Source organism: Altererythrobacter sp. TH136, from assembly GCF_007065885.1.
GTDB lineage: Bacteria > Pseudomonadota > Alphaproteobacteria > Sphingomonadales > Sphingomonadaceae > Tsuneonella.
In genome coordinates, this window is the sequence record NZ_CP041409.1 from 2048431 (window position 1) to 2073012 (window position 24582).

At 66.1% G+C, this 24582-nt stretch carries 23 protein-coding genes; 8 read left to right on the forward strand and 15 right to left on the reverse strand.

Annotated features, from left to right (window positions below; all coding sequences use genetic code 11):
• Positions 1-173: 173 nt before the first annotated feature.
• Positions 174-1604: a hypothetical protein gene (locus C0V74_RS09900; protein WP_143251628.1), complete on the reverse strand. Its 1431-nt coding sequence runs from the start codon at positions 1602-1604 to the stop codon at positions 174-176.
• Positions 1605-1704: 100 nt separating this feature from the next.
• On the opposite strand from C0V74_RS09900, the gene C0V74_RS09905 reads away from it, so the two are divergent.
• The gene (locus C0V74_RS09905; protein ID WP_143251629.1) at positions 1705-2757 is read left to right on the forward strand and encodes a phosphoribosylglycinamide synthetase; all 1053 of its coding nucleotides are present in this window, start codon (positions 1705-1707) and stop codon (positions 2755-2757) included.
• Positions 2754-3593, forward strand: a complete 840-nt coding sequence (locus tag C0V74_RS09910) for a nucleotidyltransferase family protein (RefSeq protein ID WP_143251630.1) — start codon at positions 2754-2756, stop codon at positions 3591-3593. Before C0V74_RS09905 ends, C0V74_RS09910 begins: the two co-directional genes overlap by 4 nt.
• Here the strand turns inward: C0V74_RS09910 and C0V74_RS09915 are convergent.
• The 6 genes from C0V74_RS09915 to C0V74_RS09940 form a co-directional block, all read right to left on the reverse strand.
• Positions 3546-3782, reverse strand: a complete 237-nt coding sequence (locus C0V74_RS09915; protein ID WP_282595919.1) for a hypothetical protein — start codon at positions 3780-3782, stop codon at positions 3546-3548. The two genes, C0V74_RS09910 and C0V74_RS09915, sit on opposite strands and share 48 nt — an antisense overlap.
• Positions 3783-3868: 86 nt before the next feature.
• A complete protein-coding gene (wecC, locus tag C0V74_RS09920) occupies positions 3869-5167 on the reverse strand; it encodes a UDP-N-acetyl-D-mannosamine dehydrogenase (RefSeq protein ID WP_143251632.1) in 1299 nt (432 codons plus the stop codon).
• A 69-nt stretch (positions 5168-5236) separates the two neighbouring features.
• Positions 5237-6355, reverse strand: a complete 1119-nt coding sequence (wecB, locus tag C0V74_RS09925; RefSeq protein WP_246844831.1) for a UDP-N-acetylglucosamine 2-epimerase (non-hydrolyzing) — start codon at positions 6353-6355, stop codon at positions 5237-5239.
• A 35-nt stretch (positions 6356-6390) separates the two neighbouring features.
• Positions 6391-6960, reverse strand: coding sequence for a VOC family protein (locus C0V74_RS09930; RefSeq protein ID WP_143251634.1), 570 nt, complete (start codon positions 6958-6960; stop codon positions 6391-6393).
• On the reverse strand, positions 6957-8072 hold the full coding sequence (gene hppD / locus C0V74_RS09935; protein WP_143251635.1) for a 4-hydroxyphenylpyruvate dioxygenase: 1116 nt from the start codon (positions 8070-8072) through the stop codon (positions 6957-6959). The genes C0V74_RS09930 and hppD overlap by 4 nt, the downstream gene beginning before the upstream one ends.
• 101 nt (positions 8073-8173) lie before the next feature.
• On the reverse strand, positions 8174-9433 hold the full coding sequence (locus C0V74_RS09940) for an acetyl-CoA C-acetyltransferase (RefSeq protein ID WP_131621639.1): 1260 nt from the start codon (positions 9431-9433) through the stop codon (positions 8174-8176).
• 99 nt (positions 9434-9532) lie between these two features.
• Here C0V74_RS09940 and C0V74_RS09945 point away from each other — a divergent pair, with 99 nt between their 5' ends.
• From C0V74_RS09945 to C0V74_RS09955, 3 genes are all read left to right on the forward strand, one after another.
• On the forward strand, positions 9533-10306 hold the full coding sequence (locus tag C0V74_RS09945) for a crotonase/enoyl-CoA hydratase family protein (protein WP_143251636.1): 774 nt from the start codon (positions 9533-9535) through the stop codon (positions 10304-10306).
• Positions 10306-11466, forward strand: coding sequence for a CaiB/BaiF CoA-transferase family protein (locus C0V74_RS09950; RefSeq protein ID WP_143251637.1), 1161 nt, complete (start codon positions 10306-10308; stop codon positions 11464-11466). Before C0V74_RS09945 ends, C0V74_RS09950 begins: the two co-directional genes overlap by 1 nt.
• A 99-nt stretch (positions 11467-11565) precedes the next feature.
• Complete coding sequence (locus C0V74_RS09955; protein WP_246844832.1) at positions 11566-12882, forward strand: cation:proton antiporter; 1317 nt, start codon at positions 11566-11568, stop codon at positions 12880-12882.
• Here the strand turns inward: C0V74_RS09955 and C0V74_RS09960 are convergent, their stop codons facing one another.
• Positions 12883-13773 (reverse strand): alpha/beta hydrolase, encoded by an 891-nt coding sequence (locus tag C0V74_RS09960; protein ID WP_143251638.1) that lies wholly within the window; start codon positions 13771-13773, stop codon positions 12883-12885.
• A 94-nt stretch (positions 13774-13867) separates the two neighbouring features.
• On the opposite strand from C0V74_RS09960, the gene C0V74_RS09965 reads away from it, so the two are divergent.
• Positions 13868-15031 (forward strand): acyl-CoA dehydrogenase family protein, encoded by a 1164-nt coding sequence (locus C0V74_RS09965; RefSeq protein ID WP_131621450.1) that lies wholly within the window; start codon positions 13868-13870, stop codon positions 15029-15031.
• A gap of 23 nt (positions 15032-15054) precedes the next feature.
• A complete protein-coding gene (locus tag C0V74_RS09970) occupies positions 15055-15846 on the forward strand; it encodes an SDR family oxidoreductase (protein ID WP_143251639.1) in 792 nt (263 codons plus the stop codon).
• A gap of 1 nt (position 15847) precedes the next feature.
• Here the strand turns inward: C0V74_RS09970 and ligD are convergent, their stop codons facing one another.
• Genes ligD through C0V74_RS09985 form a run of 3 tightly spaced genes read right to left on the reverse strand, consistent with a single transcriptional unit; the run spans position 15848 to position 19778 of the window.
• Positions 15848-18418, reverse strand: a complete 2571-nt coding sequence (gene ligD, locus C0V74_RS09975; RefSeq protein ID WP_143251640.1) for a DNA ligase D — start codon at positions 18416-18418, stop codon at positions 15848-15850.
• On the reverse strand, positions 18415-18885 hold the full coding sequence (locus tag C0V74_RS09980) for an MgtC/SapB family protein (protein ID WP_143251641.1): 471 nt from the start codon (positions 18883-18885) through the stop codon (positions 18415-18417). The genes ligD and C0V74_RS09980 overlap by 4 nt, the downstream gene beginning before the upstream one ends.
• The gene (locus C0V74_RS09985; protein ID WP_143251642.1) at positions 18885-19778 is read right to left on the reverse strand and encodes a Ku protein; all 894 of its coding nucleotides are present in this window, start codon (positions 19776-19778) and stop codon (positions 18885-18887) included. The genes C0V74_RS09980 and C0V74_RS09985 overlap by 1 nt, the downstream gene beginning before the upstream one ends.
• Before the next feature lie 84 nt (positions 19779-19862).
• Here C0V74_RS09985 and C0V74_RS09990 point away from each other — a divergent pair, with 84 nt between their 5' ends.
• On the forward strand, positions 19863-20303 hold the full coding sequence (locus C0V74_RS09990; protein WP_143251643.1) for a DUF2721 domain-containing protein: 441 nt from the start codon (positions 19863-19865) through the stop codon (positions 20301-20303).
• Positions 20304-20327: 24 nt separating this feature from the next.
• Here the strand turns inward: C0V74_RS09990 and C0V74_RS09995 are convergent, their stop codons facing one another.
• The 4 genes from C0V74_RS09995 to C0V74_RS10010 form a co-directional block, all read right to left on the reverse strand.
• Complete coding sequence (locus C0V74_RS09995) at positions 20328-20636, reverse strand: polyhydroxyalkanoic acid system family protein (protein ID WP_143251644.1); 309 nt, start codon at positions 20634-20636, stop codon at positions 20328-20330.
• Entirely contained in the window at positions 20636-21418 is a 783-nt protein-coding gene (locus C0V74_RS10000; RefSeq protein ID WP_143251645.1) for a hypothetical protein, read from the reverse strand. Before C0V74_RS10000 ends, C0V74_RS09995 begins: the two co-directional genes overlap by 1 nt.
• Before the next feature lie 13 nt (positions 21419-21431).
• Positions 21432-22640, reverse strand: coding sequence for a toxic anion resistance protein (locus tag C0V74_RS10005; RefSeq protein WP_143251646.1), 1209 nt, complete (start codon positions 22638-22640; stop codon positions 21432-21434).
• Positions 22641-22742: 102 nt separating this feature from the next.
• On the reverse strand, positions 22743-24482 hold the full coding sequence (locus C0V74_RS10010; protein WP_143251647.1) for a fatty acyl-AMP ligase: 1740 nt from the start codon (positions 24480-24482) through the stop codon (positions 22743-22745).
• Positions 24483-24582: the final 100 nt, after the last annotated feature.

The following is a 24582-nucleotide window of genomic DNA, read 5'->3' on the forward strand; positions in this document are numbered from 1 at the left end:
GGTCGACGAGGCTGTCGCCGCGATCGCGCGATCAGGTCTGGAGCTGCGGCACTATCGCTGCGACCGGTGCCGACGGGTACACTTGACCAGCCGCACCAAGGGGAAGCGAATACCCCGCCCCGGCACGTAGATCGCCGAATTCGCCGCGCTGCCGATCGCAGCTTCCGCCCCCGTCAGGCGACGACCGGCTTTTCCGCAGCCCGGATCACATCGGCAATCTGGCTCATGTCAGTCGTCAACCGGTGCCGCAGGTCGGCCGCCGACAGTTTCGCAAACTCCACGATCAGGGGCATCGACAGACTGAGCCGGAGCGTCCCGCCCCAGTTCCCGTCGCTCTGCCGCACGCATTTCACCGGCTGCCCCAGCCGCAACCCGCGCGCGGCCAGCACCCGGTGCCAGCGCTGGGCCATCGCAAAGTCCGGAGCCGAACGAAGCGCCGACAGATCGAGCGTCGCGAGCGTGGCGTGGTGCAGTTCGTCGGTAGCGAGCGAGGGCGACACCAGCGATGCACCCAGCGATTCCGCCAGCCCGCGCACCGCCGACCCGAAGGCGGAGATCACCTGATGGCGCAGATCAGGGGCGACCGCCGCGAAGCGCTCCACTTCGAACTGTGCCGCGAGCAGCCGCAACAGCAGTCCGGGATTGGTTCGTTCGTCGAGGAACGCGGCGGCGGTCCAACTCGCGGGCAACTCGCTGCGGGCGAACACCCGGCTCAGACCAGTGGCCAGAGGCGCGGCCGGCGCCCATGCGGCAGGGAAAAAAGCGAAGCCTGAGAACGGCGGCCCGCCGATGAACTTGGACCCCGTGACCATCACCGCGCAGTCCCGTTCAAGATAGTGCGCCAGCATTTCGGGCGACGAGCGCGCCTGGCATGCGTCGACCACGAAGCGCGCGCGCTCGCCGAGCCGCTGCCGCAAGCCGTCGATCGCCGCGAGGTCGGGCAGGACCAGCCCGGTTTTCGACCCGTGAACCACGTGGATCAGCACCTGCCGCCCATCGGCGATGGCCTGCCGCGCGGCGTGTTCGATCAGGGCCGAGAGTTCGGCGCTGGTCAGCGCGGTGCCTGCGTCGTCGCGGATGGGAACGGCCACGACCGTCGTCGCCCCGAGTTGCGCCAGCGCCTCTCCTTTGGCCACCGCGATCCCGAGCGGGGTCTTGTCAGCGAAGTGGCGGCCGCTCGCGGCCAGCAGGCAACCGCTGCCGACCTCGTCCTGACCGACCAGGATGTTGGTGACCGGCAAGGCGCTGTTGGCAGCCGCCGCCGCCAGCGGCAGGTATTCGAGATCAGTGCCCGACGCGGCGAACGCGATCTCCACCTCGTCGGCCAGCATCCACGACTGGCGAATGCAGGTGCGCAGCTGTTCCAGGGAGGCGCGGTAGAAGTCTGGGCTGTGCGCAAAGTCCTGCGGCCAGCCTGACAGGACATCGTGCAAGTGCTCGAACGCCGCCAGCGACACGTCGTTCGCGGTGGACGAGGCATAGGCCCGCACCGATCGCGGGAAGGGGGAGGCGCCGTACTGGTTCGTATTCGCGCCGCTGCGCAGCTCGATCCGGCCATCCCCGCCGGACGCCAGCAACGCGGCCACGAACCTTGCTTCCACCATTCTCTTCACCTGCCGGTCGTCCGCGACTAGTGGAGCGCCTTCTGTTCGGCGCCCCGCCCGCCTACATAGCGGCGCAGCACACAAGAGAAAGACTACTTTGATGCACCCCAACCTGGCCTTTGCCGAACCGCGGCGCGCCCGCTTGCCCGAAACCGCGCGGGAGCGGCTGCGGATCCTCCTCATCGCCAAGCATGTGTTCTGGCAGAGCGGGCTGCACCACGAAGATGGCAATCACGCGGCCTACCACCGCGAGATGCGCGAAGTTCTGGAGGGGCTGGGGATCAACCTGCAACTGGCCGACAGCTACGAGGCGCTGTTCGCCGATCCGGGCTGCGATTTCATCTTTCCGCTGCTCAATCGCGGGGGCTTTCTGAATTCCGAGATGCTGCTGCCGCTGCTCGCGACCCGGCTCGGGGTGCCGTACCTGGGGGCGACCCCGATCCTGCGCGGCCTGAGCGACGACAAGCATCTGGCGAAGCTGGAGGCGCAATCGAAAGGCGTCCCCACCGCGCCGTGGGCGATCTTCCGCCGCGGCGCCCCGGTGGACGCGGCCACGCTGCCCGCCGGCGACCGGCTGGTGATCAAGCCCAATGCCTCGTCAGCCAGCTGGGGGGTGCGCGATGCGTCCGATACGGCGGCGGCGGTGAAGGCGATCGAGGAAATCCACGACGACGGCCACGACGCCATCGTCGAGCCGTTCCTGGACGGGAGCGATGTCGAAGTCCCGGTGATCATCAGCGGCGGTCAGCCCGCGATCATGCCGATGATGCTGTTCGAACAGGCCGACCCGGCGCACCTTCGCACCTATCAGGAAAAGCGCGACCTGGTGGAACGCGAGCAGAAATACAGTCTCGTGCCGCTGGCGGATTCGGCCGACCCTGCCGTGATTGACCTGATCGCGCGGCATACCCGCGCGCTGGCGACCACTTACCACCCGTTCGATTACGGCCGGTTCGAATTCCGGTACGATGCGAGCAGCGGTGTCGTTCACTTCCTCGAGGTCAACCTCAACTGCAACCTGTGGTCGCAGAAGGTGTTCGGCCGTTCCGCCGCGCTGCTTGGCTGGTCGCAAAGCGAGCTGATCGAAACGATCCTGACCGAAAGCCTCGACCGGCACGGCCTGCTCGGGTCCGGCACGCGGCTCTGGGCATGAGCGGTCCTGCGGCGCGAGCGGTCGTCCTGGCCGGGCAGCGCGCGGGCACGGTCAATGCCCTGGCGCAAAGATTCGGCCTGTCGCACAAGGCGTTGATCCCCGTGCGGGGCGAGCCGCTGATCACCTATGTCGCGCGGACGCTGGCGGATCATGAGCGGATTTCCGAGATCGTCATCTCGGCCGAGCCGGAGGCATTCGATCCGATTACCGAGGTGCTGCGGCGCGCCTCGATCAGCACGGCCAAGGTCAGCTTCACGCCGGCCGCCGGCACTTTGCCCGATAGCGTATTTGCCGCAGTCGGCAAGCATGCCGGGCCGATCCTGATCACCACCGCCGATCATGCGTTGCTGACGGCAGCATCGATCGATGCGATGCTCGACGCGGTCACCGGTTCGGACGTCGCCATCGGGATGGCGAACAAGGCGTCGGTGCTGGCTGCCCACGCCGAAGGGCAGCGGCGGTTCTATCGCTTCCGCGACGATGAATATTCCAACTGCAACCTGTACGCGATGGCCGACCGGTCGTCGCTCGCCGCGGCCGAGGTGTTCCGCGGCGGCGGCCAGTTCGCCAAGAACGTCGGCCGGATCGTGGAGGCGTTCGGAGTGCTCAACCTCGTCCTAATGCGGCTCTCGGTCCTTAGCCTGGCGGCTGCGATGCGGCGGATTTCACGCCGGATCGGCCGCACCGTGACCCCGGTGATCATCCGTGACGGATCGCAGGCGATCGACGTCGACAACGACCGGACGCTGGGCTGCGTGGAGGACATCCTGGCACGGCGCGCCGGTCCGTCAGTTGATGAACTCCGCGACGAGGAGGCGATCTCTACGAAGCGGTAAAAGCGTCGCATGCGTCTTTGATGCCGTCTCGATCAGCGCATCGAGGCCCGGTTCATGAACCGGAGACTTGCCCGCCTTGATCGCATCCACCTTCGCCTGCGACACGTCGATCCCGATGACGTGATGGCCCTGGCTCGCGATGCAGCCAGCGGCGGTGCAGCCCACGTAGCCGAGGCCGAAGATAACCACTCGCAAAGGCTGTTCCCGTCCATTCCGGAGCAATTCGGACGGGGTAGTGCGCCCTTGGCGAAGCAACAAAGGGTTCGGAACGCTTCTCAGCCTGCCAGACGAAGGTCCGGCCGGGCGGGTTCGCCGGCGTCGGGCCAGATGCCGCGCGTATCGTAGACCGCCGCGCGGCTGCGTTCCTCCAGCGGCACCACGCGAAACACGTCATGATCGACCAGCACGATCAGCACGCCGCAGGTCTCCAGCGCGGTGTCGATGTCGACCAGCGTCGCGCCGGTATCGGCGAACTCCGGCGGCAGTTCGCTGGCATACGGCTCGACCACCCGCATCCGGCTGCCGAACTTGCGCGCCAGGCTGGCGGCGACGAAGCGGGCGGGGCTTTCGCGGAAATCGTCGATGTTCGCCTTGAAGGCCAGGCCGAGGCACGCGACCGGCACGTGCGGGTGCGCTTCGACGAGCGCGTTCGCGCGGGCGAGCACGTGGTGCATCTTGGCGTCGTTGACCTCGCGCGCGGTGCGGATGACCCTGGCCTCTTCGGGGGCGGAGCTGACGATGAACCACGGGTCCACCGCAATGCAGTGGCCGCCGACGCCCGGGCCGGGCTGGAGGATGTTGACCCGCGGATGCCGGTTGGCGAGGCGGATCACCTCCCACACATCGAGACCCATGCGGTCGGCGATCATCGACAGTTCGTTGGCGAACGCGATGTTGACGTCGCGATAGGCGTTCTCGACCAGCTTGGTCATCTCGGCTGAACGGGCATCGGTGGTGACGCAGGTGCCGCGCACGAACAGCTTGTAGAACGCCAGCGCCTTGCGCGCGCAGCGCGGGGTGATCCCACCGATCGAACGATCGTTGTGAGTCAGTTCCTCCAGGATGCGGCCGGGCAGAACCCGCTCGGGGCAATAGGCGATCGAGATATCGGGCGTGTCCCGGGTCAGCCCCGGCATCTTCAGGTCCGGCCGCAGTCCTGCCAGCCGGTCGCGCAGTTTCTCGGTAGTGCCGACCGGCGAGGTCGATTCGAGGATGATGCAGTCACCCTTTTTCAGCACCGCGGCGAGGCTGGTCGCGGCGGCGAGCACATGGCTGACGTCGGGCGTGTGGTTGCCGTCCTTCTCGAACGGCGTCGGCACCGCGATCACGAACACGTCGGCGGGCACGATCTCGGTCGCGGCGCGCAGCATGCCGCGCTGCACCACGCCCTGGACCAGCCCGTCGAGGTCGACTTCCTCGATATGAATCTCGCCCCGATTGATCGTGTCGACCACCTGCGCATTCACGTCGATCCCGGTGACACGGCAGTTCGCGCGGGCGATGATCGCCGCCGTCGGCAGGCCGATATAGCCAAGGCCGATGACACAGACTTCCGGTTTGCTTGTCCCGCGCATGATGTTCCCGCAAATTGCTTTGGCCGAGCCCTAGGCGCGGGGGAGTAAACAATGCGGTAACGATGCCGCTCAGGTGGCGAGCAGTTCCACGATCCGCCCGGTCGCCTTGCCGTCACCGAACGGATTGTGCGCGCGGGCCATCGCTTCGTAGGCGGCAGGTTCGTCGAGCAGCCGCTCGGCCTCCGCGACGATCCGGTCGGCGTCGGTGCCGACCAGGCGGGCCGTCCCGGCGGCCACGCCTTCGGGGCGCTCGGTAGTCTCGCGCATGACCAGCACCGGCTTGCCGAGCGCGGGCGCTTCTTCCTGCACCCCGCCGCTATCGGTCAGCATCAGGGTGGAGATGCCGAGCAGGCGGGCGAAGTGCGGGTAGTCGAGCGGGTCGATCAGCGCCACGTTGTCGAGCCCGCCCAGGCCCGCGTTCATCACGCGCCGGACATTGGGGTTGAGGTGGACCGGGAAAATCACCGCCACATCGGGTCGCGCAGCGAGGCGGGTGACGGCTTCGGCGATCGCTTCCATCCCGCCGCCGAAGTTCTCGCGGCGGTGGCTGGTCACGCCGATGATCCGCTTGCCGGCGAACCGCGCTTCCAGCTCGGCGAGACCCCCGGCAAGGCCGGGCTCCCGCTCGATCCGGGCGGTGATCCAGTGCAGCGCGTCGATCACCGTGTTGCCGGTGACGTGGATTGTGCCGGGCGCCACGTTCTCGCGCCGCAGCGCCTCGGCGGCCGTTGCGGTCGGGGCAAAGTGCAGCGCGGCGAACGCGCCGACGATCTTGCGGTTCACTTCCTCGGGCCAGGGATGGTGGATGTTGCCGCTGCGCAGGCCCGCCTCGACATGCGCGACGGGTATCTTGCGGTAATAGGCGGCAAGAGCTCCGGCCATGGCCGTGGCCGTGTCTCCCTGTACCACGACCCAGTCGGGCGCTTCGGCATCCAGCACCCGGCCGATGCCGGTGAGCAGGTTCGCGGTCAGCGCGTCGAGCGTCTGGTCGGGTTGCATCAGGTCGAGATCGTGATCGGGCACGATCGCGGCGATCTCCAGCACCTGGTCGAGCATCCCGCGATGCTGGCCCGACACGCACACCCGGCTGTCGAAGCGCGGGTCGTCCCCCAGGGCATGGATCAGCGGGAACAGCTTGATCGCTTCGGGGCGGGTGCCGAAAACGTTGAGGACCTTGCGCGGGTTCATGGCGCTCCCGCTAGCACCGGCCATCTACGAAGCCGTTAACCCTGCTTGGCGGCGTGTTCCTGGCGGGCGAGTTCGTGCAGCCAGTCGGCGTGGCGGGGCGCTTTCTTGGTCTGGCTCCATTCCTCCAGCATCATCGGCGCGACCCGTTTCAGCTCGGCATACTGTTCATCGGTGCCGATGTCGGTCGCCAGTTCAACCCGGTGGCCGTTGGGATCGAAGAAGTAGATCGACTTGAAGATCCCGTGGTGCGTGGGGCCGAGCACGTCGATCCCCTGCGCCTCGACATGCGCCTTGGCGGCCAGCAGCTCGTCCTCGCTGGCGACCTTGAACGCCAGGTGCTGGACCCAGGCCGGGGTATTCTCGTCGCGGCCCATGTCGGTCTGGTTGGGCAGTTCGAAGAACGCCAGCACGTTGCCATTACCCGCATCGAGGAAGACGTGCATGTACGGGTCGTACTCGCCGGTCGAGGGGACGTGATCCTCGGCAAAGGCGGTGGTGTATTCCATGCCGAGCACGCGGGAGTACCATTCGACGGTCTCCTTGGCGTCCTTGCAGCGATAGGCCGCGTGATGGATGCCGCCGAGCCTGGGTGCCTGCGCGTTCATTCCGCCGGCTCCCCGACCGGCTGGTCCACCTTCAGCGCGCCGCGTTCGATCTGGTCGCGCTCCATGCTTTCGAACAGCGCCTTGAAGTTGCCTTCGCCAAAGCCTTCGTCACCCTTGCGCTGGATGAATTCGAAGAACACCGGCCCGACCTGCGCCTGGGCGAAGATCTGCAGCAGCAGGCGGGGCGATCCGCCTTCGGTCGTGCCGTCGAGCAGGATGCCGCGGGTCTTGAGTTCCTCGGCAGGCTCGCCGTGGTTCGGCAGCCGCTCGTCGAGCATCCGGTAATATGTTTCGGGCGGGGCGGTCATGAAGGGGACGCCGTACTGCTTGAGCTTGTCCCACGCGGTCACCAGATCGTCGCAGATCAGCGCAATGTGCTGGATGCCCTCGCCGTTGAATTCGCGCAGGAATTCCTCGATCTGGCCCTTGCCGCCTTCGCCTTCCTCGTTGAGCGGGATGCGGATCTTGCCGTCGGGCGCGGTCAGCGCCTTGGAGGTGAGGCCGGTATATTCGCCCTTGATGTCGAAGAAGCGGATCTCGCGGAAGTTGAACAGGGTTTCGTAGTAATCCGCCCAGAACTTCATCCGCCCACCGTAGACGTTGTGCGTCAGGTGATCGATGTGGCTGAAACCGGCGCCTGCGGGGCGGCGCTCCACACCGGGCAGGTATTCGAAGTCGATGTCGTAGATGGTTAGGTCGTCCTCACCGGTCTTCCCTTCGTATCGATCGATCAAATAGACGATCGCACCGCCGATGCCGCGGATTGCCGGAATGTGCAGTTCCATCGGCCCGGTTTCCACCTGCACCGGTTCTGCCCCCTTTTCGAGCAACCGCGCATATGCCTGGCGCGCGTCGCGCACGCGGAAGCCCATGCCGCACGCGCTGGGGCCGTGCTCGCGCGCGAAGTACCACGCCGCACTGCGCGGTTCGTAGTTGGCGATCAGGTTGATGCCGCCCTGACGCCACAGTTGCACGTCCTTGGAACGGTGGTTGGCGACGTGGCTGAAGCCCATGCTCTGGAACACCGGTTCCAGCATGCCCTTCTCGGGCGCGCAGAATTCGACGAACTCGAACCCGTCGAGGCCAATGGGATTGTCGAACAGGTCGGCCATGGCAGTGCTCCCGGAGTAGTTTCTTGTGCAACCAAATAGCAAACGGCGGGCTTTCCGTCAAAGCCCGCCGCTGCAAGGTCGTTCCAGGGGATCGGGCGGGATCAGGCTTCCGCGTCGATCCGCTCGATGATCAGCGCCGGGGCCATGCCGCCCGCCGCGCACATCGTGATGAGGCCATAACGGCCGCCGGTCCGCTCCAGCTCGTCGAGCGCGGTGCCGACCAGGATCGAACCGGTCGCCCCGATCGGGTGGCCGAGCGCCATCGCGCCGCCGTTGGGGTTTACCTTCTCGCGCGGCAGATCAAGGTCGCGGATGAACTTTTCAGCCACCACCGCGAACGCCTCGTTGATCTCCCACACGTCGATGTCGTCCTTGGTCAGGCCGGCCTTTTCCAGCACCTTCTTCGCCGCCGGAACGGGCGCGTTGAGCATCAGCGTCGGGTCGTCGCCCTGGTTGGCATAGGCCACGATCCGCGCGCGCGGCTTGAGGCCGTTCTTCTGGGCATATTCAGGCGAAGCGATCAGCAGCGCCGCGGCCCCATCGACCACGCCCGAACTGTTGCCGGCGTGATGGAAGTGCTGGATCTCGACGTCGGGGTAGCGCCGGTTGATCTGCTTGCGGAAGGTCGTCCCGCCGATTTCGAAATCGGCGATCTTGGCGAAGCTGGGGTTCAGCGCCGCCAGACCCTCGGCGGTCGTCTCGGGGCGAGGGAACTCCTCGCGGTCGAGCGCCACCGAGCCATCGGGGTTGTGCACCGGCACCAGTGACTTGTCGAACCGGCCTTCCTTGATCGCGCGGTCAGCGCGCCGCTGGCTTTCGAGGGCGAGCGCGTCGAGGCTCTCGCGGTCGATCCCCTCGATCGTGGCGATCGCATCGCCGCAGACGCCCTGGTGCGACTGGGGGTGAAGCTCGTCGAGCGCCTTGTGCCCCGACCCCATGCCCCGTGGCGGCAGCCCGGCATTGGCCTGCTCGGCCGCGTAGGCGGAGGTGTAGCTCATCATCTCGGTCCCGCCGGCGATGACGCAGTCTTCCATGCCCGACATGACCGAAGCCGCCGCGAAGTTCACCGAGCTGATGCCGCCGCCGCAGAACCGGTCCAGCGTGGTGCCGCTGGCCTTGACGTCATAGCCGGCGGACAACGCCGCCATGCGGCCGAGGTCGCCGCCCTGCTTGCCGTTCTGGCTGCTGGTGGACCAGACGATGTCGTCCACCGTCGCGGTGTCGAGGTGGTTGCGTTCCTTGATCGCCTTGAGGACCGTGGCAGCCAGATGCTGCGGATGCAGGTGGCTCAGCGCGCCCTTGCCCGGCTTGCCCACGCCCCGCGGGGTGCGCACCGCGTCGATGATATATGCCTCGCCCATGCTGGTAATCCTCTCGCTTCTGGAATCAGGTTGACGCAAGCGTAAACCTTGCCGACAACCCGCACAAGTCAAGTTGCAAAGCGAAATGGGAGAGTGGCCATGGCCGAGGAAACGCAGGGCGAAGTTCTGACCGAGGTGCGCGATGGCGTCCTGATCGTCACCATCAACCGCCCCGAAGCCAAGAACGCGATGAACAAGGCCGCGGCCGAAGCGATCGCAGAAGCAATGGACCGGCTCGATGCCGACGATAGCTTGCGGGTCGCGATCCTGACCGGCGCGGGCGGCACGTTCTGTTCGGGGATGGACCTCAAAGGCTTCCTGCGCGGCGAACGGCCGTTCGTCGAAGGGCGCGGGTTCGGCGGGATCACCGAGAAAGGTCCGGTCAAGCCGCTGATCGCGGCGGTTGAAGGCTATGCGCTGGCCGGCGGCATGGAACTGATGATCAGCTGCGACCTGATCGTCGCCAACTCAAAGTCCAAGTTCGGCATTCCCGAAGCCAAGCGCGGGCTTGCCGCCGCGGCGGGCGGGCTGGTCAAGCTGCCGACGATGATCCCGCCCAAGATCGCGATGGAGCTGGCGCTGACCGGTGATTTCATCGACGCGCAGCGCGCCTATGATCTTGGCCTCATCAACCGGGTGACTGACGGTCCCGCGCTCGATGCGGCGCTGGAGCTCGCCAAGACCGTGACCGCCAACGGCCCGGTCGCCGTCCGCGTATCGAAGCAGGTGATCAACGAATCGCCCGGCTGGTCGATGGAGGAGCGCTGGGACAAGCAGGGCGAGCTGATGCCGCAGGTGTTCATGAGCGAGGACGCGCGCGAAGGCAGCCTGGCGTTCGCGGAAAAGCGCAGCCCCAACTGGAAAGGCAAGTAATGCCCCAGGCCGGCAAGGGACCGCTGGACGGCATCCGCATCGTCGAGTTCGCCGGCATCGGGCCGGGGCCGTTCTGCGGCATGATGCTGGCCGATCACGGTGCCGAGGTGATCCGCATCGATCGCGCCAGCGGCTCACGCGGCGGATCGCAGCCGGTCACGTCGGCTGACGTGCTGGCGCGCGGCCGCAAGTCGATCGCGATCGACCTCAAGAGCGCGCAAGGCGTGGCGCTGGCGCGGAAGATCGCGGCGAGCGCCGACGGAATCATCGAAGGCTTCCGGCCCGGCGTGATGGAGCGGCTGGGGCTGGGTCCTGAGGAGCTGCTCGCCGACAATCCCAAGCTCGTTTACGGCCGGATGACCGGCTGGGGGCAGACGGGGCCGTATGCCCCCTATGCCGGGCACGACATCAACTACATCGCGCTCGCCGGGGCGCTGGCGCACTTCGGGCGCGCGGGGGGCAAGCCGACCCCGCCGATCAACCTGGTGGGCGATTTCGGCGGCGGCGGGATGATGCTGGCGTTCGGCATGGTTTCCGCGCTGTTGCACGTCGCAAACGGCGGTGAAGGCCAGGTGATCGACGCCGCGATGACTGACGGCACCGCGGTGCTGATGAGCATGCTGCACGGCATGAAGAACATGGGCGTCTGGTCGGAGGACCTGGGCGTCAACATGCTCGACACCGGCGCGCATTTCTATGACACCTATGAAACCGCGGACGGCAAGTTCGTCTCGATCGGCAGTATCGAGCCGCAGTTCTATGCCGAGCTTCGCGCCCGCGCCGGTCTGGCGGAGGACGCCGACTTCGACGCCCAGCACGACCGCGCGCAGTGGGGCGCGCTCAAGGACAAGCTGGCCGCGCTGTTCAAGACCAGGACCCGCGCCGAGTGGGACACGCTGATGGAACATTCCGACGTCTGCTATGCGCCGGTGCTCACCATGAGCGAAGCCGCCGCACACCCGCACAACCAGGCGCGCCAGACGTTCGTCGAGGTGGGCGGCCATGTGCAGCCCGCTCCGGCGCCGCGCTATTCCGGGTCCGCAACTGCCACGCCGCAGCCCGCGCCGATGCCGGGGGACCAGACGGACGGCATCCTAAGCGCGCTGGGCATCGGCGCGGACGAGATCGGCACCTTGCGCGTGGCGGGGACCGTCGCCTGAGAATGGAGGTCGCGGGCTGACCGCGGCACGTTATCGCCTCCGGTTCGTTTGTGTGCATCCCCGGCGCTGGCGGGGGGCGACATTTCCCCCGGAGACGCCGTGATCCCGCTCTTGTCCGAAGCTGCGACCATCGCCGCTCAGGCGCCGCGCCTGGCGGAATATTACCTGCCGATGATGTTCGGGGTCGGCGCGATGATCCTGTTCGTCGCCTGGGTGCCGCTGTTCCTCAAGCGGCTGCCGTTGTCGCTGCCGATCATGTGTGTCGGCATCGGCTTCGCGATCTTTTCCCTTCCCCCGTTTTCCAGCTGGGCGCCGCACCCGGACAACACGCCGGTGCTGGTCGAGCGGGCGACCGAACTGATCGTGATCGTATCGCTGATGGGCGGCGGGCTGAAGATACAGCGCGTGATCAGCTGGAAACGGTGGAACGTGACCTGGCGCCTGCTGGGCATCGCCATGCCGCTGACGATCGCGATGGTGATGCTGCTGGGCCATCATCTGCTGGGGCTGGGCCTGGCGACGGCGCTGCTGATGGCAGGCTCGCTCGCCCCGACCGATCCGGTGCTTGCGGGCGACGTGCAGATCGAACACGACGAGGACGAGGGGCAAGCCGAATCCAAGTTCGCGCTGACCAGCGAGGCGGGACTGAACGATGCCCTGGCGTTCCCGTTCATCCACCTGGCCATCGCCGTCGCCGCGGCCGGCAGCCTCACGCTTGACGTGATGAGCCACTGGGTGCTGGTGGACGTGGTGCAGAAGCTGGTCGTCGGCCTGATCGTCGGGACCGGGCTGGGCTGGCTGATCGGGTACATCATCTATCGCCTGCCGGCGGATACCCGCCTCTCGCGCACCGGAGACGGGTTCATCGCGCTCGGCGCGACGCTGTTCATCTATGCCGCCACCGAGTTCGCGCATGGCTACGGCTTTCTCGCGGTGTTCGTCGCCGGGCTGGCGATCCGCCGCGCCGCCAGCGACCAGGACTTCAACCGCAAGCTGCACGATTTCGCCGACGAATCCGAACGGCTGATGATGATGCTGCTGCTGCTGCTGTTCGGCGGCATGATCGCGGCCGGGCTACTCGCCGATATCGGGTGGGAGGAGGCGCTGTTCGCCGCGATCATGCTGCTGGTGATCCGCCCCCTCGCCGGCGCGATCAGCCTGATCGGGGTGAAGCGTCCGAAGCTGGAACTGGCGATCATCGCCTTCTTCGGCATCCGCGGGCTGGGGTCGGTCTACTACCTCAGCTATGGCCTCAACCACGGTTCGTTCGATTACGAATACAGCTTGTGGGGCACGCTTGGCCTGATCATCGCCGTATCCATCCTGATGCACGGAGTGCTGGTGACGCCCTCCCTGCGCAAGCTGGGGAACTACTACAAGAACCGCGGGATCGAGACTTCGCTGCCGACCGACTGATCAGGCGATGAACTCCCGCACCTCGGCGATGAAGTCATCGAACCGGTCGTGGTGCACCCAGTGGCCCGCGCGTTCGTATTCGCTGACCCGCACGTTCGGCCCGAAGTGCTGCAGCCGCCCGTCGGCTTCCGGGTTCGAAGCCCAGGAATCCGCGCCGTAGATCATCAGCGTCGGGCAGGTGATCGCGCCCCACAGCGCCTGCTGGCCCTTGGTCGGAACGTCATCCGGCGGCCACGCGTGGAGGTGCGGATCGAACTTCCAGCTAAACGTACCGTCCTCGTTGCGCATCACCGCGTGCAGCGTGAGGTGGTGGGCCTGGCTGTCCGACAGGTAGCTGTTCGCCTCCCGCATCCGTTGCAGGCAGTCTTCGAACGTGGCGTACTTGCGCACCGACCGCGCGCTCGCCTCGCGCTTCTTGTCGATCCACTTGGTCCACTGTTCGCCATACGGGCGGGCGCGGCGCTGCTCGACCATCTTGGGGCTGGGGCCCAGACCCTCGATGGTCACCAGCCGCCGGACGTTGTCGGGGTAGAGCCCGGTGTAGCGGGTGGAGATGTTGCCGCCCAGCGAATGCGCGACGATCGTCACGGGCGCCAGGCCCAGCTGGTGGATCAGCTGCGCCAGGTCATAGACATAGCCCATCGTCGAATAGAGGCCGTTGTTGTTCCATTCGCTGTCGCCGTGGCCGCGCAGATCGGGGCAGATGACGTGCCAGTCGCTCCGCAGCGCCTCAGCGGTCCAGTCCCAGTTGCGGCAGTGATCCCGCCCGCCATGCAGCAGGATCAGCGGCGGTGCGTCCGGGTTGCCCCAGTCCGCGTAATGCAGCTTGGTTCGCTGCGAGATATAACTCTGGCTGGTCGGCCCGCTGGCCACTGGCCCCGATACGGTCATGCGTTGCCCTTAACGTAAGCGTCAAAATGCGTTGCGGATTGCTACCCGCCTGATACGGTTTCGTCCAACCACAGAAAACCCGAGAGGACCAGCCATGCCCGTCATCGACGTTCCCGATCCCCAGTTCATGCAGGATGAGGAGATCGCGGTGTTCCGCGACGCCGTGGGCAAGTTCTTCGACCAGCACGCGCCCGAACAGCGGGTCGAGAAATGGCGCGAGGACGGGATGGTCGAGCGGGCGTTCTGGGAAGAGGCGGGCCAAGCCGGTTTGCTGGGCATGACCGTGCCGGAGGAATACGGCGGCCACGGCGGGGATTTCCGCCACGATCTGGTGCTGCTGGAACAGCAGGCGGAAAAGGGCGTCGACGGGTTCGCCTCGTCGCTCCACAACGTGATCATCCTGCCCTACGTGGTGCGTCACGGCACGGAAGAGCAGAAGAAGAAGTGGCTGCCCAAGCTGGTCACCGGCGAACTGATCAGCGCGATCGCCATGACCGAACCCGGCGCGGGGTCGGACCTGCAGAGCATCACCACCACCGCGACGAAGGAGGGCAACGGCTACCGCCTCAACGGCGCGAAGACGTTCATTTCCAGCGGCCAGCTTGCCAACTTCATCATCGTGGTCGCCAAGACCGATCCGACCCAGGGCGCCAAGGGCATCAGCCTGATGTGCCTGGAAACCGACGGCGCCGACGGCTTCCGCCGCGGCAAGAAGCTGGACAAGATCGGCCAGGACGCGGCGGACACCAGCGAGCTGTTCTTCGATGACGTGTTCATTCCGGCCGAGAACGTGCTCGGCGGAGTGGAAGGGCGCGGGTTCTATCAGCTGATGGGCGAACTGCCGCAGGAACGCCTGTCGATCGCCATCGGCTCGATGATCACCATCGAAAAGGCGCTCGACGCCACGGTCGAATACGTCAAGCAGCGCAAGGCATTCGGCCAGACGATCTGGGACTTCCAGAACACCCAGTTCGTGCTCGCCGACCTCAAGGCGCGGGCGACCGCCGCCAAGGTGTTCATCAACGACTGCACCGACAAGGTGCTGAAGGGCGAGCTTGACGTCACGACCGCATCGATCGCCAAGTACTGGCTGACCGAGTTGCAGGGCGAGGTGGTCGACAAGTGCCTGCAGTTCTACGGCGGCTGGGGGTACATCAACGAATACCCGATCGCGCGCATGTTCCGCGACAGCCGGATCAGCCGCATCTACGGCGGATCGAACGAGATCATGAAGATGCTGATCGCGCGCAGCATGTGATGCCGCGCCAGGGGAGATGACCGATGACGACTTTTCGCGACGGGTTGCTGGCCGGCAAGGTGGCGTTCGTCGCCGGGGGGACCAGCGGGATCAACCTTGGCATCGCCAAGCGGCTGGCGGAGCTGGGCGCGAAGGTCGCGGTGTGCGGGCGCGACGCGGAAAAGGCAGCGCGCGCCGCGGGCGAGATCGGCGGGGACGCGCTTGGCCTGTCAGCCGACGTGCGCGATTACGGCGCGATCCGCGCGGCGCTGGAACAGACCGCGGGCGATTTCGGCCTCCTCGACATCGTGATCGCGGGCGCGGCGGGCAATTTCCTCGCGCCCGCGCTCGGCATGTCGGCCAATGCGTTCAAGACGGTGGTCGATATCGACCTGCTCGGCACCTTCAACACGCTGCGTGCGTGCCACGATCTCCTCAATAAACCCGGTGCCTCGCTGATCGCGATCACCGCGGGCCAGGCCGATCAGGCAATGGCGCTGCAGATCCATGCCTGCGCGGCCAAGGCGGGGGTCAACCAGGTGGTTCGCACGCTGGCGATCGAGTGGGGGCCGGACGTCCGGGTCAACGGCATTTCGCCCGGGCCGATCGCCGGGACCGAGGGGATGGAGCGCCTCTCGCCCAATCCCGGCATGAAGGAAGCGAGCGAGAGCCGCATCCCGATGAAGCGCTGGGGCGAGATCGGCGAGATCGCCGATGCGGCGGCGTTCCTGTGCTCGCCCGCCGCCAGCTATATCACCGGCGCGATCCTCGACGTCGACGGCGGCAGCTCGGTTGGCGATGCGGGCCGCATGGACCTGGCGCGCGGCCTCGGCTGAGCTAGAAATCCGGCAACGACTGTTCGGCAAAGCCCCAGCCGGCGAGCGCCTTGTTCTTTGCCCGCTCGAGCAGCTTATCGGCGTCGAGGATGTTGAATTCGTGCGCGGAAGGAAACCCTTCCAGCTCGTCCCACGACACCGGCACCGCCACCGGAGCGCCGGGGCGGGCGCGCGCGGAGTAGGGCAGCACCGCGGTACTGCCGCGCTGGTTGCGCAAATAATCGATGAAGATCTTCCCCACGCGCTTGGCCTTGCTCATGTTCGCGACGAAGCGGTCGGGTTCGGCCATGCTCATCGCCTCGGCAAAGCGCTTGGAGAAATCCTTGTGCTGGTCCCACGAATGACCCGGGGTCAGGGGCACCACCACGTGCACCCCCTTGCCGCCTGACAGCATCGCGTAACTGACCAGGCCCAGGTCCTCCAGCCGCGCATGGAAGTCGATCGCGGCGCGTTTGACGTCTTCGAAATCCAGCCCCTCGTCGGGATCGAGGTCGATCACCATCCGGTCGGGCAGCTCGACGTCCGCGGTGCGGGCGCCCCAGCCGTGGAATTCGATCGTGCCCATCTGCACGCAGGTCAGCAGCCCTTCGACATCCTCGACATAAAGGTAGTACTCGTGGTGCCCGTCCTTCTCGCGGATCGGCACGTGGTGGACCGAGGCACCGAACGATCCGCTGTCATGCTTCTGGAAGAAGCATTTCTTGCCGCGGCCCTGGGGGCAGCGCACCAGGCTGATCGGGCGCTGCGCGGCCCACGGCAGCATCAGCGGGGCGATCGCTTGGTAATAGTCGGCGAGCTGCCCCTTGGTCTGGCCGCTTTCGGGGAAGATCACCCGCTCGCGGTTGGAGATCTTGACCAGTTCCTTGGCCGGAGGAGCTTCGGGCGCCGCCTGCGGCACTTCGGGCACGACCTCGGCCGCATCCTTGTCGCCGCGCAGGCCCAGGAAGCTGCCGTGGCGGATATGGCCGCCGCCGCTTTCGCTGGTGGGACCGGTGAATTCGGCAAAGGCGATCTCGGCCACCAGTTCCGGTTTCACCCAGGTCACGCCCCGGCGCGATACGCGGTCGACCTCGGCCGGCGGATCATCGGTTTGCAGCTTGGCGAACCGCGCCGCCAGATCATGCAGGGTATCGGTGTTGAAGCCGGTGCCGACATTGCCCTTGTAGACCAGCGCGCCATCCTCGTGCTGCGCCAGCAGGATGGAGGAGAACGGCCGCCCCTTGGCGGTCGATTTCTTCCATCCGATGATGACGAATTCCTGCCGCCGGGTGCACTTGACCTTGACCCAGCTTTTGCTGCGCGCGTGGCGATATGGCGCGTCGATCGCCTTGGAGATGATCCCTTCCTGGTCCGCGTCGCACATCGCCCGGAACAGCTTCTCGCCCGCGCCGAGCACGTGATCGGCGACGTGGATCGGCGGCTGCGCAGCGGCGAGCAGCGCCTCCAGCCGCTCCTTGCGTTCGATGTTGGGGAGCTTCGTCAGGTCCTCGCCATTCGCCTCCAGCAGGTCGAAGGCGTGGAACGACAGCTTGTCGCTCGGCTTCTGGCTGCCGTGGCCGCGCTTCAGCACCGCCTGGAGCGAGGAGAAGTCGGGATTGCCCTTGGCGTCGCAGGCGATGATCTCGCCGTCGACCAGGCACGGCGGCAGGTCGAGCGCGGCGACCGCTTCGACAAGGGGGCCAAACTTGTCGCTCCAGTCCTTGCCGCCGCGGGTCCACACCTGGACCTTGTCGCCGGCGGCCGCGATCAGCGCGCGATAGCCGTCGAACTTGATCTCGTGCATCCACTTGTTGCCCGCCGGCACGCTGTCGACCAGCGTCGCGAGCTGCGGTTCGCGGAAGGCCGGCGGCTTGCCGGACTTCTGTTTCGCGCGCGGCTTCGGCTTGGCCTTGCCGGCGTTGTGCTTCGCAGCCTTGGCCATTTCCCTGGCAAAGGTATCGCCGCGCTTGCCCTTCAGCGAATGCGCCCCGTCCGCGTCGGCGGCGATCTCCGCCATCGAGCGACCCGTCAGCACGCTGGTGAGGGCGTGGTCGACCAACGGATCGCCCTCGGCTGCGTATTCATCGTTGATCTTGCGCAGCAGCCAGTTGTCGCGCTTTTCCTTCGGCCGGCGCTTGAGGCGGATCAGCAGCCATTCGCCTTTCATCCGCTCCCCGTCGCAGCGGAAATGGAGGTGGCCCTTCTCAAGATCTTTCCAGCTCTTGCCCTCGACCGGCTCCCAGGTGCCGCGATCCCACAGCATCACCGTGCCGCCGCCGTATTCGCCCTTGGGGATGGTCCCTTCGAAATCGCCATAGGACATCGGGTGGTCCTCGGTCTGGACCGCGAGCCGCTTGATGTCGGGATCGGGGCTGGGGCCCTTGGTCACCGCCCAGCTTTTGAGGACGCCGTCCGCTTCCAGCCGCAAGTCCCAGTGCAGGCGCGTCGCATCGTGTTTCTGCACCACCAGCCGCCCGCCTTCCTGCTTGGCGCTGGCAGCCCGCTTGCCGGCGGGTTCGGCGGTCTTCTTGAAATCGCGCTTGGCGTTGTATTCCTTGAGCGGATCGGCGGCTTTCGTGCGGGCGCTGGTCATTCCACGACCTCCTGATCGGGCCAAAAGCGTTTGGCGAGTTCCCCCAGCACGGTCAGCATGACGATCGAGACGAGCGACCCGATCAGCACCAGCGGCCACTGCCCGGCGCCGCAGGCGATTCCGATCACCGCGGTCAGCCCCAGATGCGCCGCCGTGGTCAGGTTCTGCACCCGGCCCTTGCTGAACACGATCAGCCCCGCGCCGATGATGCCGATGAACGATCCGGTCGCCTCGAAGATGCGCAGCACATCGGCCCGCTCGCCGCCGATCTGGTTGTATAGCGAGATCATCGACACGGTCATGGTCGCCGCCGACACGCAGATCAGACCGTGCGTGCGCAGGCCCGCCGCGCGGCGGTGAACTTCGCGGTCGATCCCCAGCAGCAGCCCGATGATGGCGGCGATCCCGATGCGCATCAGCACATCGGTGTCGAGCCAGTGCACCAGGATCGGATCGTTGAGCTCCATCAGGCGCGTTTCCTCGCCTTGGGTGCAGCCTCCTTCTTGGCTGCTGGCTTCTTGGCCGGCGTCTTGGCCTTGGCGGCGGGCTTCGCCGCCTTCTTGCCGCTGTCGCCGCCGCCGACCGAATTCTTCAGCGCCGCCATCAGGTCGATCACGTTGGACCCGCGCGCGGAGGCGGGCTCTTCCACTTCTTCCAGGATCTTCTTGCCCTTGGCCTTCGCCTTCTTCTCGATCAGCCCGCGCAGGGCGTCGACGTAGCGGTCATGGAACTCGCTCGCATCGAACGGCGCGCTTTTCTGGTCGATCAGCGATCCCGCCAGTTCCAGCATCTCCTTCGCCGGCTTGGTGGCGGGAATGTCCTTGAAATAATCCTGCGCTTTCCTGACCTCGTCCTCGTAGCGCAAGGTCTCCAGTACGATCCCCTTGCCGCAGGGTTTCAGGGACACGAGCTGTTCGCGGCCGCGCATCGACAGCTGGCCCAGCGCAGTCTTCTTGCGGGCGCGCAAGGCTTCGCGCAGCACCACAAAGGCTTCTTCCGCCAGCTCGTCCTGCGGCACGACGTAATACGGCTTTTCGAAATAGAACACGTCGATCTCGTTGGTGTCGACGAACTGCACCAGTTCCAGCGTGCGCTTGCTCTCGATCTTGACCGCCTCGATCTCGTCCTCTTCCAGCAAGACGTAATTGCCCTTGGATACCTCGAAGCCCTTGACGATCTCGTCCCGGTCGACCGGACCGATGCCTTGGACGACCTTTTCGTAATTGATCCGCTTGCCGCTGGGTTCGTGAATCTGGTGGAACTGGATCGCCGCGCCGCTCTTGGTGGCGGAATAGATTTCGACGGGAATGGAGACGAGCGCCAGCCTGATCTGACCCGTCCAATATGCGCGTGCGGCCATGGTTATCCCCTTGCTGTGCAGGGTCAGCGATTCATCGGCAGATTCGGTTCCAATCGGTGCCCGGGGTACCTATCTGCGGCGGACATGATCGCGCAGACCATCCAACTCGCGCTCGCGCCGGTGTTCGTGCTGGTGGCGATCAGCAACATCCTCAACCTGCTGTCCACCCGGCTCAGCCGGGTGGTCGATCGCAGCCGTGCGCTGCAAGGCCGCCATGCGGAAACCGAGGGCGCCGATCACGACATGGTCGTGCGCGAAATCCGCATGATCGACCGGCGGATCAACCTGATCGGCCGCTCGATGCGCAGCCTGGTCGTGGGCAGCCTGGCGATCGGACTGACCGTAGCGCTGCTGTTCCTAGAGGAGCTGGCCGGGCTCGATTTGCAGCGCGTGGCCGCCGGCACCTTTATGGCCTCGATCGGCCTGCTGATGTGGGCGCTGGTGCTGTTCCTGCGCGAAACGCAGACCGCCTCGGCCGCGCTGCGGATCCCCGCGGAATACCTGGAGCAGGAACGGCCGCTGTAGGGGTGTCTCCCGCAGGGGGAGCGGTTACGCGTCCTTCGGCGGGGCGACCAGCTTCTTGCCCTGCGACTGAATCGCGCTGGCGATCATCGGCTCGACGAACGACAGCGCCGCCGGCAGCGGCACTTCGAACACCAGTTGCCCCGGTTCCAGATCGACGTGCGCATGCAGCGTCTGGCCCATCGCCATGATGTCCATCGTCATCCGGTTCTCGCTCGGCCACATGGTCCGCACCGTCCCGCCGCCGGGAATGCTGTCGGCGATCTTGTGGCTTTTCGACTTGAGCCGATCGCGCACCACGTCGTTTTCAAGCGTATGCGGAATGGCGACGCGCATCAGGCGGGGTCCTTGGCTGGGGAGATCGGGGGAGCGGGCAGAGCGACGTCGCCCTCGCCGTACTTGTAATCGAGGTAGCGGGTCTTGATCGCCAGATCATCGAGCGATCCTTCGGCGAGCTGCCGGGTCACCCGGTCGATCTCGTCGCTGATCTTGCTGAGGCCCCCGGCGAGCTGGTCGTCCGGGGTGGCGCCGGCGCGCTGTTCGGTCCGCAGGTGCTGCGGGATGCGGCGATAGCTGTCGACCACTTCGGGCAGGGTTTCGCCCACCAGGGTGCGGACCTCGTGCGCGGCGGGGTGAGCAGGGTCGATGCCGCCGAGCTGCAGGCCCAGCGCATCGAGCTGGACGCCGATTTTGCCCACCATTTCGGCGGCCGGGGCGGGCAGGGCGGGGCGCTGCGCTTCCAGCCACAGTTCGGTGCGGCCGACCAGTTGCTGCGCATCGGTCGCGCGGGCAAGGTCGGCGCGCTGGGGCACCTTCATCCGGGGGAACCTGGTCAGCACCACCAGCGCCACCACGCTGGCCACGATCAGCGCCATGACCCCCATGAAGCCGATGCCGCCCACGATCGTCCCGAACACGCCGCTGGCGATCCACAGCGCGAACAGCGCGATGAGGATGTTGCGGATTTTCTTGCCGAGATGGCGACTTTTCATCCGCTTGGATTCGCGCCCGATGGATGCCTGCGCGGCGCGCCGGTGACGCCCGCCGGCGCGGTTGTCGTCACGCACCCGGCGTGCTTCGGCCAGCGCTCGATCGGTATCGCGGGTTAGGTTGGCCAAGCGGCTATTCCTTTTAGCTCTCGACGCTCAGCAGCTTGGATTCGGTCATCTGCGCGGCGGCCTTGGCCTGCCCTTCGGCGCGGGCGATGTAGCCCTTCGACCGTTCGACCTCGCCTGACAGCGTGGTCACCGTCTGCTTCATCGAATCCAGCGCCCGCAGCTTGAACGCGTCCACCTCGTCCATCGTGTCGTAGATGTTCTGGAACGCGCGCTGCAGCGTTTCCAGCGGGATCGTGCTGGCGGCGGCCTGTTCGTGGATCTTGCCGGTCTGCTCGCGCAGCAGCTTCGATGTGCTGTCGATGATGTTGGCAGTGGTGGAATTGAGCGCGGTGATCTGGTTGAGCACCAGCCGCTGGTTGGTCATCGCCTCGGCCACGGTGACGGCGGTGCGCAACGCGCCTACGGTGGTGGTGCTGGCGCGGTCGACGCCCTTCACCAGCTCGACGTTGTTCTTCTTGACCAGGTCCAGGCTCAGGTACCCCTGCACACTGACCGCCATCTGGGTCAGGAGGTCCTGGGTGCGCTGGCGGACATAGAACAGCGCGGTTTCGCGGATCGCCCGCGCCTTGGCGGGATCGGTCGCGTCGAGTTCGTTGGCCTTGTCCTCCAGCTTCTCGTCGAGCGTCTTGGAAATGTGGATCATCTGTTCCAGATTGCCCATCGCCTCCCACAGCTTCTGCCGCTCGACGTCGATCGCGGCATTGTCCATCAGCAGCTCGTCCTTGCCGCTGGCCAGGTTGCCCAGGATCGACTGGATGTGAGTCTGCGCGGACTGGTAGCTTCGGAAATAATTGGTCAGCTTGTTCCCGAACGGGATGATTCCCAGGATCTTGCGTGTCCCGCTTTTCGCCCCGCGCCGGCCGGGATCGAGATCCTCCACCACCCGCCGCAGTTCAGCGAGGTTCGCGCCGACGCCCTCATCCTTGTCCATTGCCCGGACCGGCCGGTCGAGGAACCGGTTGGAATGCCCGGCGGCCGCCATGATCTCCTTGCGGCCCATGTTGGTGATCTGGTCGACCTTGCGCCCGAATTCCGGGGAATTGGCATCTTGCGCCACGAGGTCGGCGACGAACGCGTCGGCCTTTTCCTCCAGCTTGGATTTCTTGTCGTCGCCCACCGGCACCAGACCGGCAGCCTTTTCAGCCGAAACAACCGGCACCGGATCGGGCGGGGTCAGTTCGAATTCGGTCGCGGTGGCGGTCTTGGTCTGGGTTTCGGCCATGGGTCCTCTCGGCACGCTGTGTTAGCTACATAAAACAGGTAGCGCGTGTTTCAAGCCCGTCTAGCACGCCAGACGCGAGGTTGAACCTTTTGTGCGTGGACTTCAGGCGGCTTCGAGCAGCTTGATCGGCTCGATTTCGCCCGACAGGTACAGCCGCTTGGCCTTGGCGCGGGACAGCTTACCTGAACTGGTGCGCGGCAGGGTGCGCGGCGGAACCAGTTCAACCACGCAGTTCATGCCGGTGATGGAACGCACCTTGTCGCGGATCTGGTCGTGCAACCTAACCCGTTCCTCAGGGTCCGACACCCGGCAATGGACCAGCACCGCGGGCACCTCCTCACCGTTCTCCGATTCGACCGAGAAAGCCGCGATATCGCCGTGGTTGAAGCCGGGAAGCTGCTCCACCGCCCACTCGATGTCCTGCGGCCAGTGGTTCTTGCCGTTGATGATGATCATGTCCTTCGCCCGCCCGACGATGAACAGATAACCGTCCGCCATGTAACCCATGTCCCCGGTGTCGAGCCATCCGCCTACCAGGCAGTCGTTGGTCGCTTCCTCGTTGCGGAAGTACGAGTGCATCACGCTTTCGCCCCGGCACCACACCTTGCCGATCTGGTGGTCGCCCTTGACCCGGTCCTGCTCGCCGCGGATTTCGACTTCCATTCCCGGAAGCGGCTTGCCGCAGTTCACGATCGCCCGGTAGCGCGCAGGGCGGCTGAGATCGCGCGGGGCGCCTGACAGCGCTTCCTCCTCAACCAGTTCGACCCGGATGCCTTCGCCCGGAGGCATGACGGTGACCGCCAGCGTCGCCTCGGCCAAGCCATAGCTCGGCGTAAACGCGCTTGCCTTGAACCCGGCCTGCGCGAACGCGTTGACGAAGCTCTGCATCACGTCGGGCCGGATCATGTCCGCCCCGTTGCCTGCGGTCCGCCAACGCGATAGGTCGAACCGTTCGGCGACCTGGCTCTGGCTGGAAATACGCCGCGCGCAGATGTCGTACCCGAACGTGGGGGAATAGCTCAGCGTGTTGCCGGGATTGCGGCTGATGAGATCGAGCCAGGCGAGGGGCCGCCGCGCGAAGTGCTCGGTCTTGAGGTAGTCGCAGCTTACCTGATTGGCGATCGGTGACAGGAAGCAACCGACCAGGCCCATGTCGTGATACCACGGCAACCAGCTTACCACCCGGTCGTTCGTGCCCAGATCCACCCCGGTGGCGTGACCGCACAGGTTATGCAGCAGCGCGCGGTGAGTGACCGCAACGCCAGTCGGGAAACGGGTCGATCCGCTGGAATATTGGAGATAGCAGATGTCGTCCGGCTGCGCCTCGGGAAGAGCGCAATCCGGCGCATCGGCCCGCGCGAAATCCTCCCAGCTTACACCCTTGCAGCCCTGCCGATCGGCCGCGGCCTGCGCCATCTCACCGATCTCTGCGGGGAAGAACAGGATCGCCGGATCGGCGCTTTCAAGCTGCACCGCCAGCTGCTCGATATAGCCTTCCTTGCCGCCAAACGTCGTCGGCAGCGGCAAGGGCACGGGCCAGGCACCTGCATAGATACACCCGCAGAACAGCGCGGCGAATTCGGGGCTGGTCTCCGCGATCAGGGCGATGCGATCGTCCTTGCCAATGCCGGCGGCGACCAGACGCCGGGCCATCGCGAGGCCATCGTCGCGCATCTCGCGAAACGAGTAGGGACGTTCAAGGTCCCCGCGCATGTCGTGAAAATTCAGCCCCTTGGCGCTGCGCGCCGCGTAATCGATCGCCTCCGCGAAACTCGCAAAGTCGGCCCGCCGGCGGGGCAGGGGACAGTCGTTCGGCGTTTGCATCTGCTTTGTATCTGTCATGTCTGGTGAGAAACCCGTCGTCAGCGCACAGTCCCGGCGCTTATCGCCCGCGGTTCGAGCCGGTGCGCGTCCCAACCCCCGTATGGTTCATATTTCCCAA

What these genes read in the sequence shown, in the direction of transcription:
- C0V74_RS09965 (WP_131621450.1), top strand. Translation starts at nt 13,868, where the DNA reads ATGCCCGTCATCGACGTTCCCGATCCCCAGTTCATGCAGGATGAGGAG.
- C0V74_RS09970 (WP_143251639.1), top strand. Translation starts at nt 15,055, where the DNA reads ATGACGACTTTTCGCGACGGGTTGCTGGCCGGCAAGGTGGCGTTCGTC.
- C0V74_RS09910 (WP_143251630.1), top strand. Translation starts at nt 2,754, where the DNA reads ATGAGCGGTCCTGCGGCGCGAGCGGTCGTCCTGGCCGGGCAGCGCGCG.
- C0V74_RS09940 (WP_131621639.1), bottom strand. Translation starts at nt 9,433, where the DNA reads ATGGGCGAGGCATATATCATCGACGCGGTGCGCACCCCGCGGGGCGTG.
- C0V74_RS09990 (WP_143251643.1), top strand. Translation starts at nt 19,863, where the DNA reads ATGATCGCGCAGACCATCCAACTCGCGCTCGCGCCGGTGTTCGTGCTG.
- C0V74_RS10005 (WP_143251646.1), bottom strand. Translation starts at nt 22,640, where the DNA reads ATGGCCGAAACCCAGACCAAGACCGCCACCGCGACCGAATTCGAACTG.
- C0V74_RS09995 (WP_143251644.1), bottom strand. Translation starts at nt 20,636, where the DNA reads ATGCGCGTCGCCATTCCGCATACGCTTGAAAACGACGTGGTGCGCGAT.
- wecC (WP_143251632.1), bottom strand. Translation starts at nt 5,167, where the DNA reads ATGCGCGGGACAAGCAAACCGGAAGTCTGTGTCATCGGCCTTGGCTAT.
- C0V74_RS09985 (WP_143251642.1), bottom strand. Translation starts at nt 19,778, where the DNA reads ATGGCCGCACGCGCATATTGGACGGGTCAGATCAGGCTGGCGCTCGTC.
- C0V74_RS09950 (WP_143251637.1), top strand. Translation starts at nt 10,306, where the DNA reads ATGCCCCAGGCCGGCAAGGGACCGCTGGACGGCATCCGCATCGTCGAG.
- wecB (WP_246844831.1), bottom strand. Translation starts at nt 6,355, where the DNA reads ATGAACCCGCGCAAGGTCCTCAACGTTTTCGGCACCCGCCCCGAAGCG.
- hppD (WP_143251635.1), bottom strand. Translation starts at nt 8,072, where the DNA reads ATGGCCGACCTGTTCGACAATCCCATTGGCCTCGACGGGTTCGAGTTC.
- C0V74_RS09905 (WP_143251629.1), top strand. Translation starts at nt 1,705, where the DNA reads ATGCACCCCAACCTGGCCTTTGCCGAACCGCGGCGCGCCCGCTTGCCC.
- ligD (WP_143251640.1), bottom strand. Translation starts at nt 18,418, where the DNA reads ATGACCAGCGCCCGCACGAAAGCCGCCGATCCGCTCAAGGAATACAAC.
- C0V74_RS09900 (WP_143251628.1), bottom strand. Translation starts at nt 1,604, where the DNA reads ATGGTGGAAGCAAGGTTCGTGGCCGCGTTGCTGGCGTCCGGCGGGGAT.
- C0V74_RS09960 (WP_143251638.1), bottom strand. Translation starts at nt 13,773, where the DNA reads ATGACCGTATCGGGGCCAGTGGCCAGCGGGCCGACCAGCCAGAGTTAT.
- C0V74_RS09980 (WP_143251641.1), bottom strand. Translation starts at nt 18,885, where the DNA reads ATGGAGCTCAACGATCCGATCCTGGTGCACTGGCTCGACACCGATGTG.
- C0V74_RS09945 (WP_143251636.1), top strand. Translation starts at nt 9,533, where the DNA reads ATGGCCGAGGAAACGCAGGGCGAAGTTCTGACCGAGGTGCGCGATGGC.
- C0V74_RS10010 (WP_143251647.1), bottom strand. Translation starts at nt 24,482, where the DNA reads ATGACAGATACAAAGCAGATGCAAACGCCGAACGACTGTCCCCTGCCC.
- C0V74_RS09930 (WP_143251634.1), bottom strand. Translation starts at nt 6,960, where the DNA reads ATGAACGCGCAGGCACCCAGGCTCGGCGGCATCCATCACGCGGCCTAT.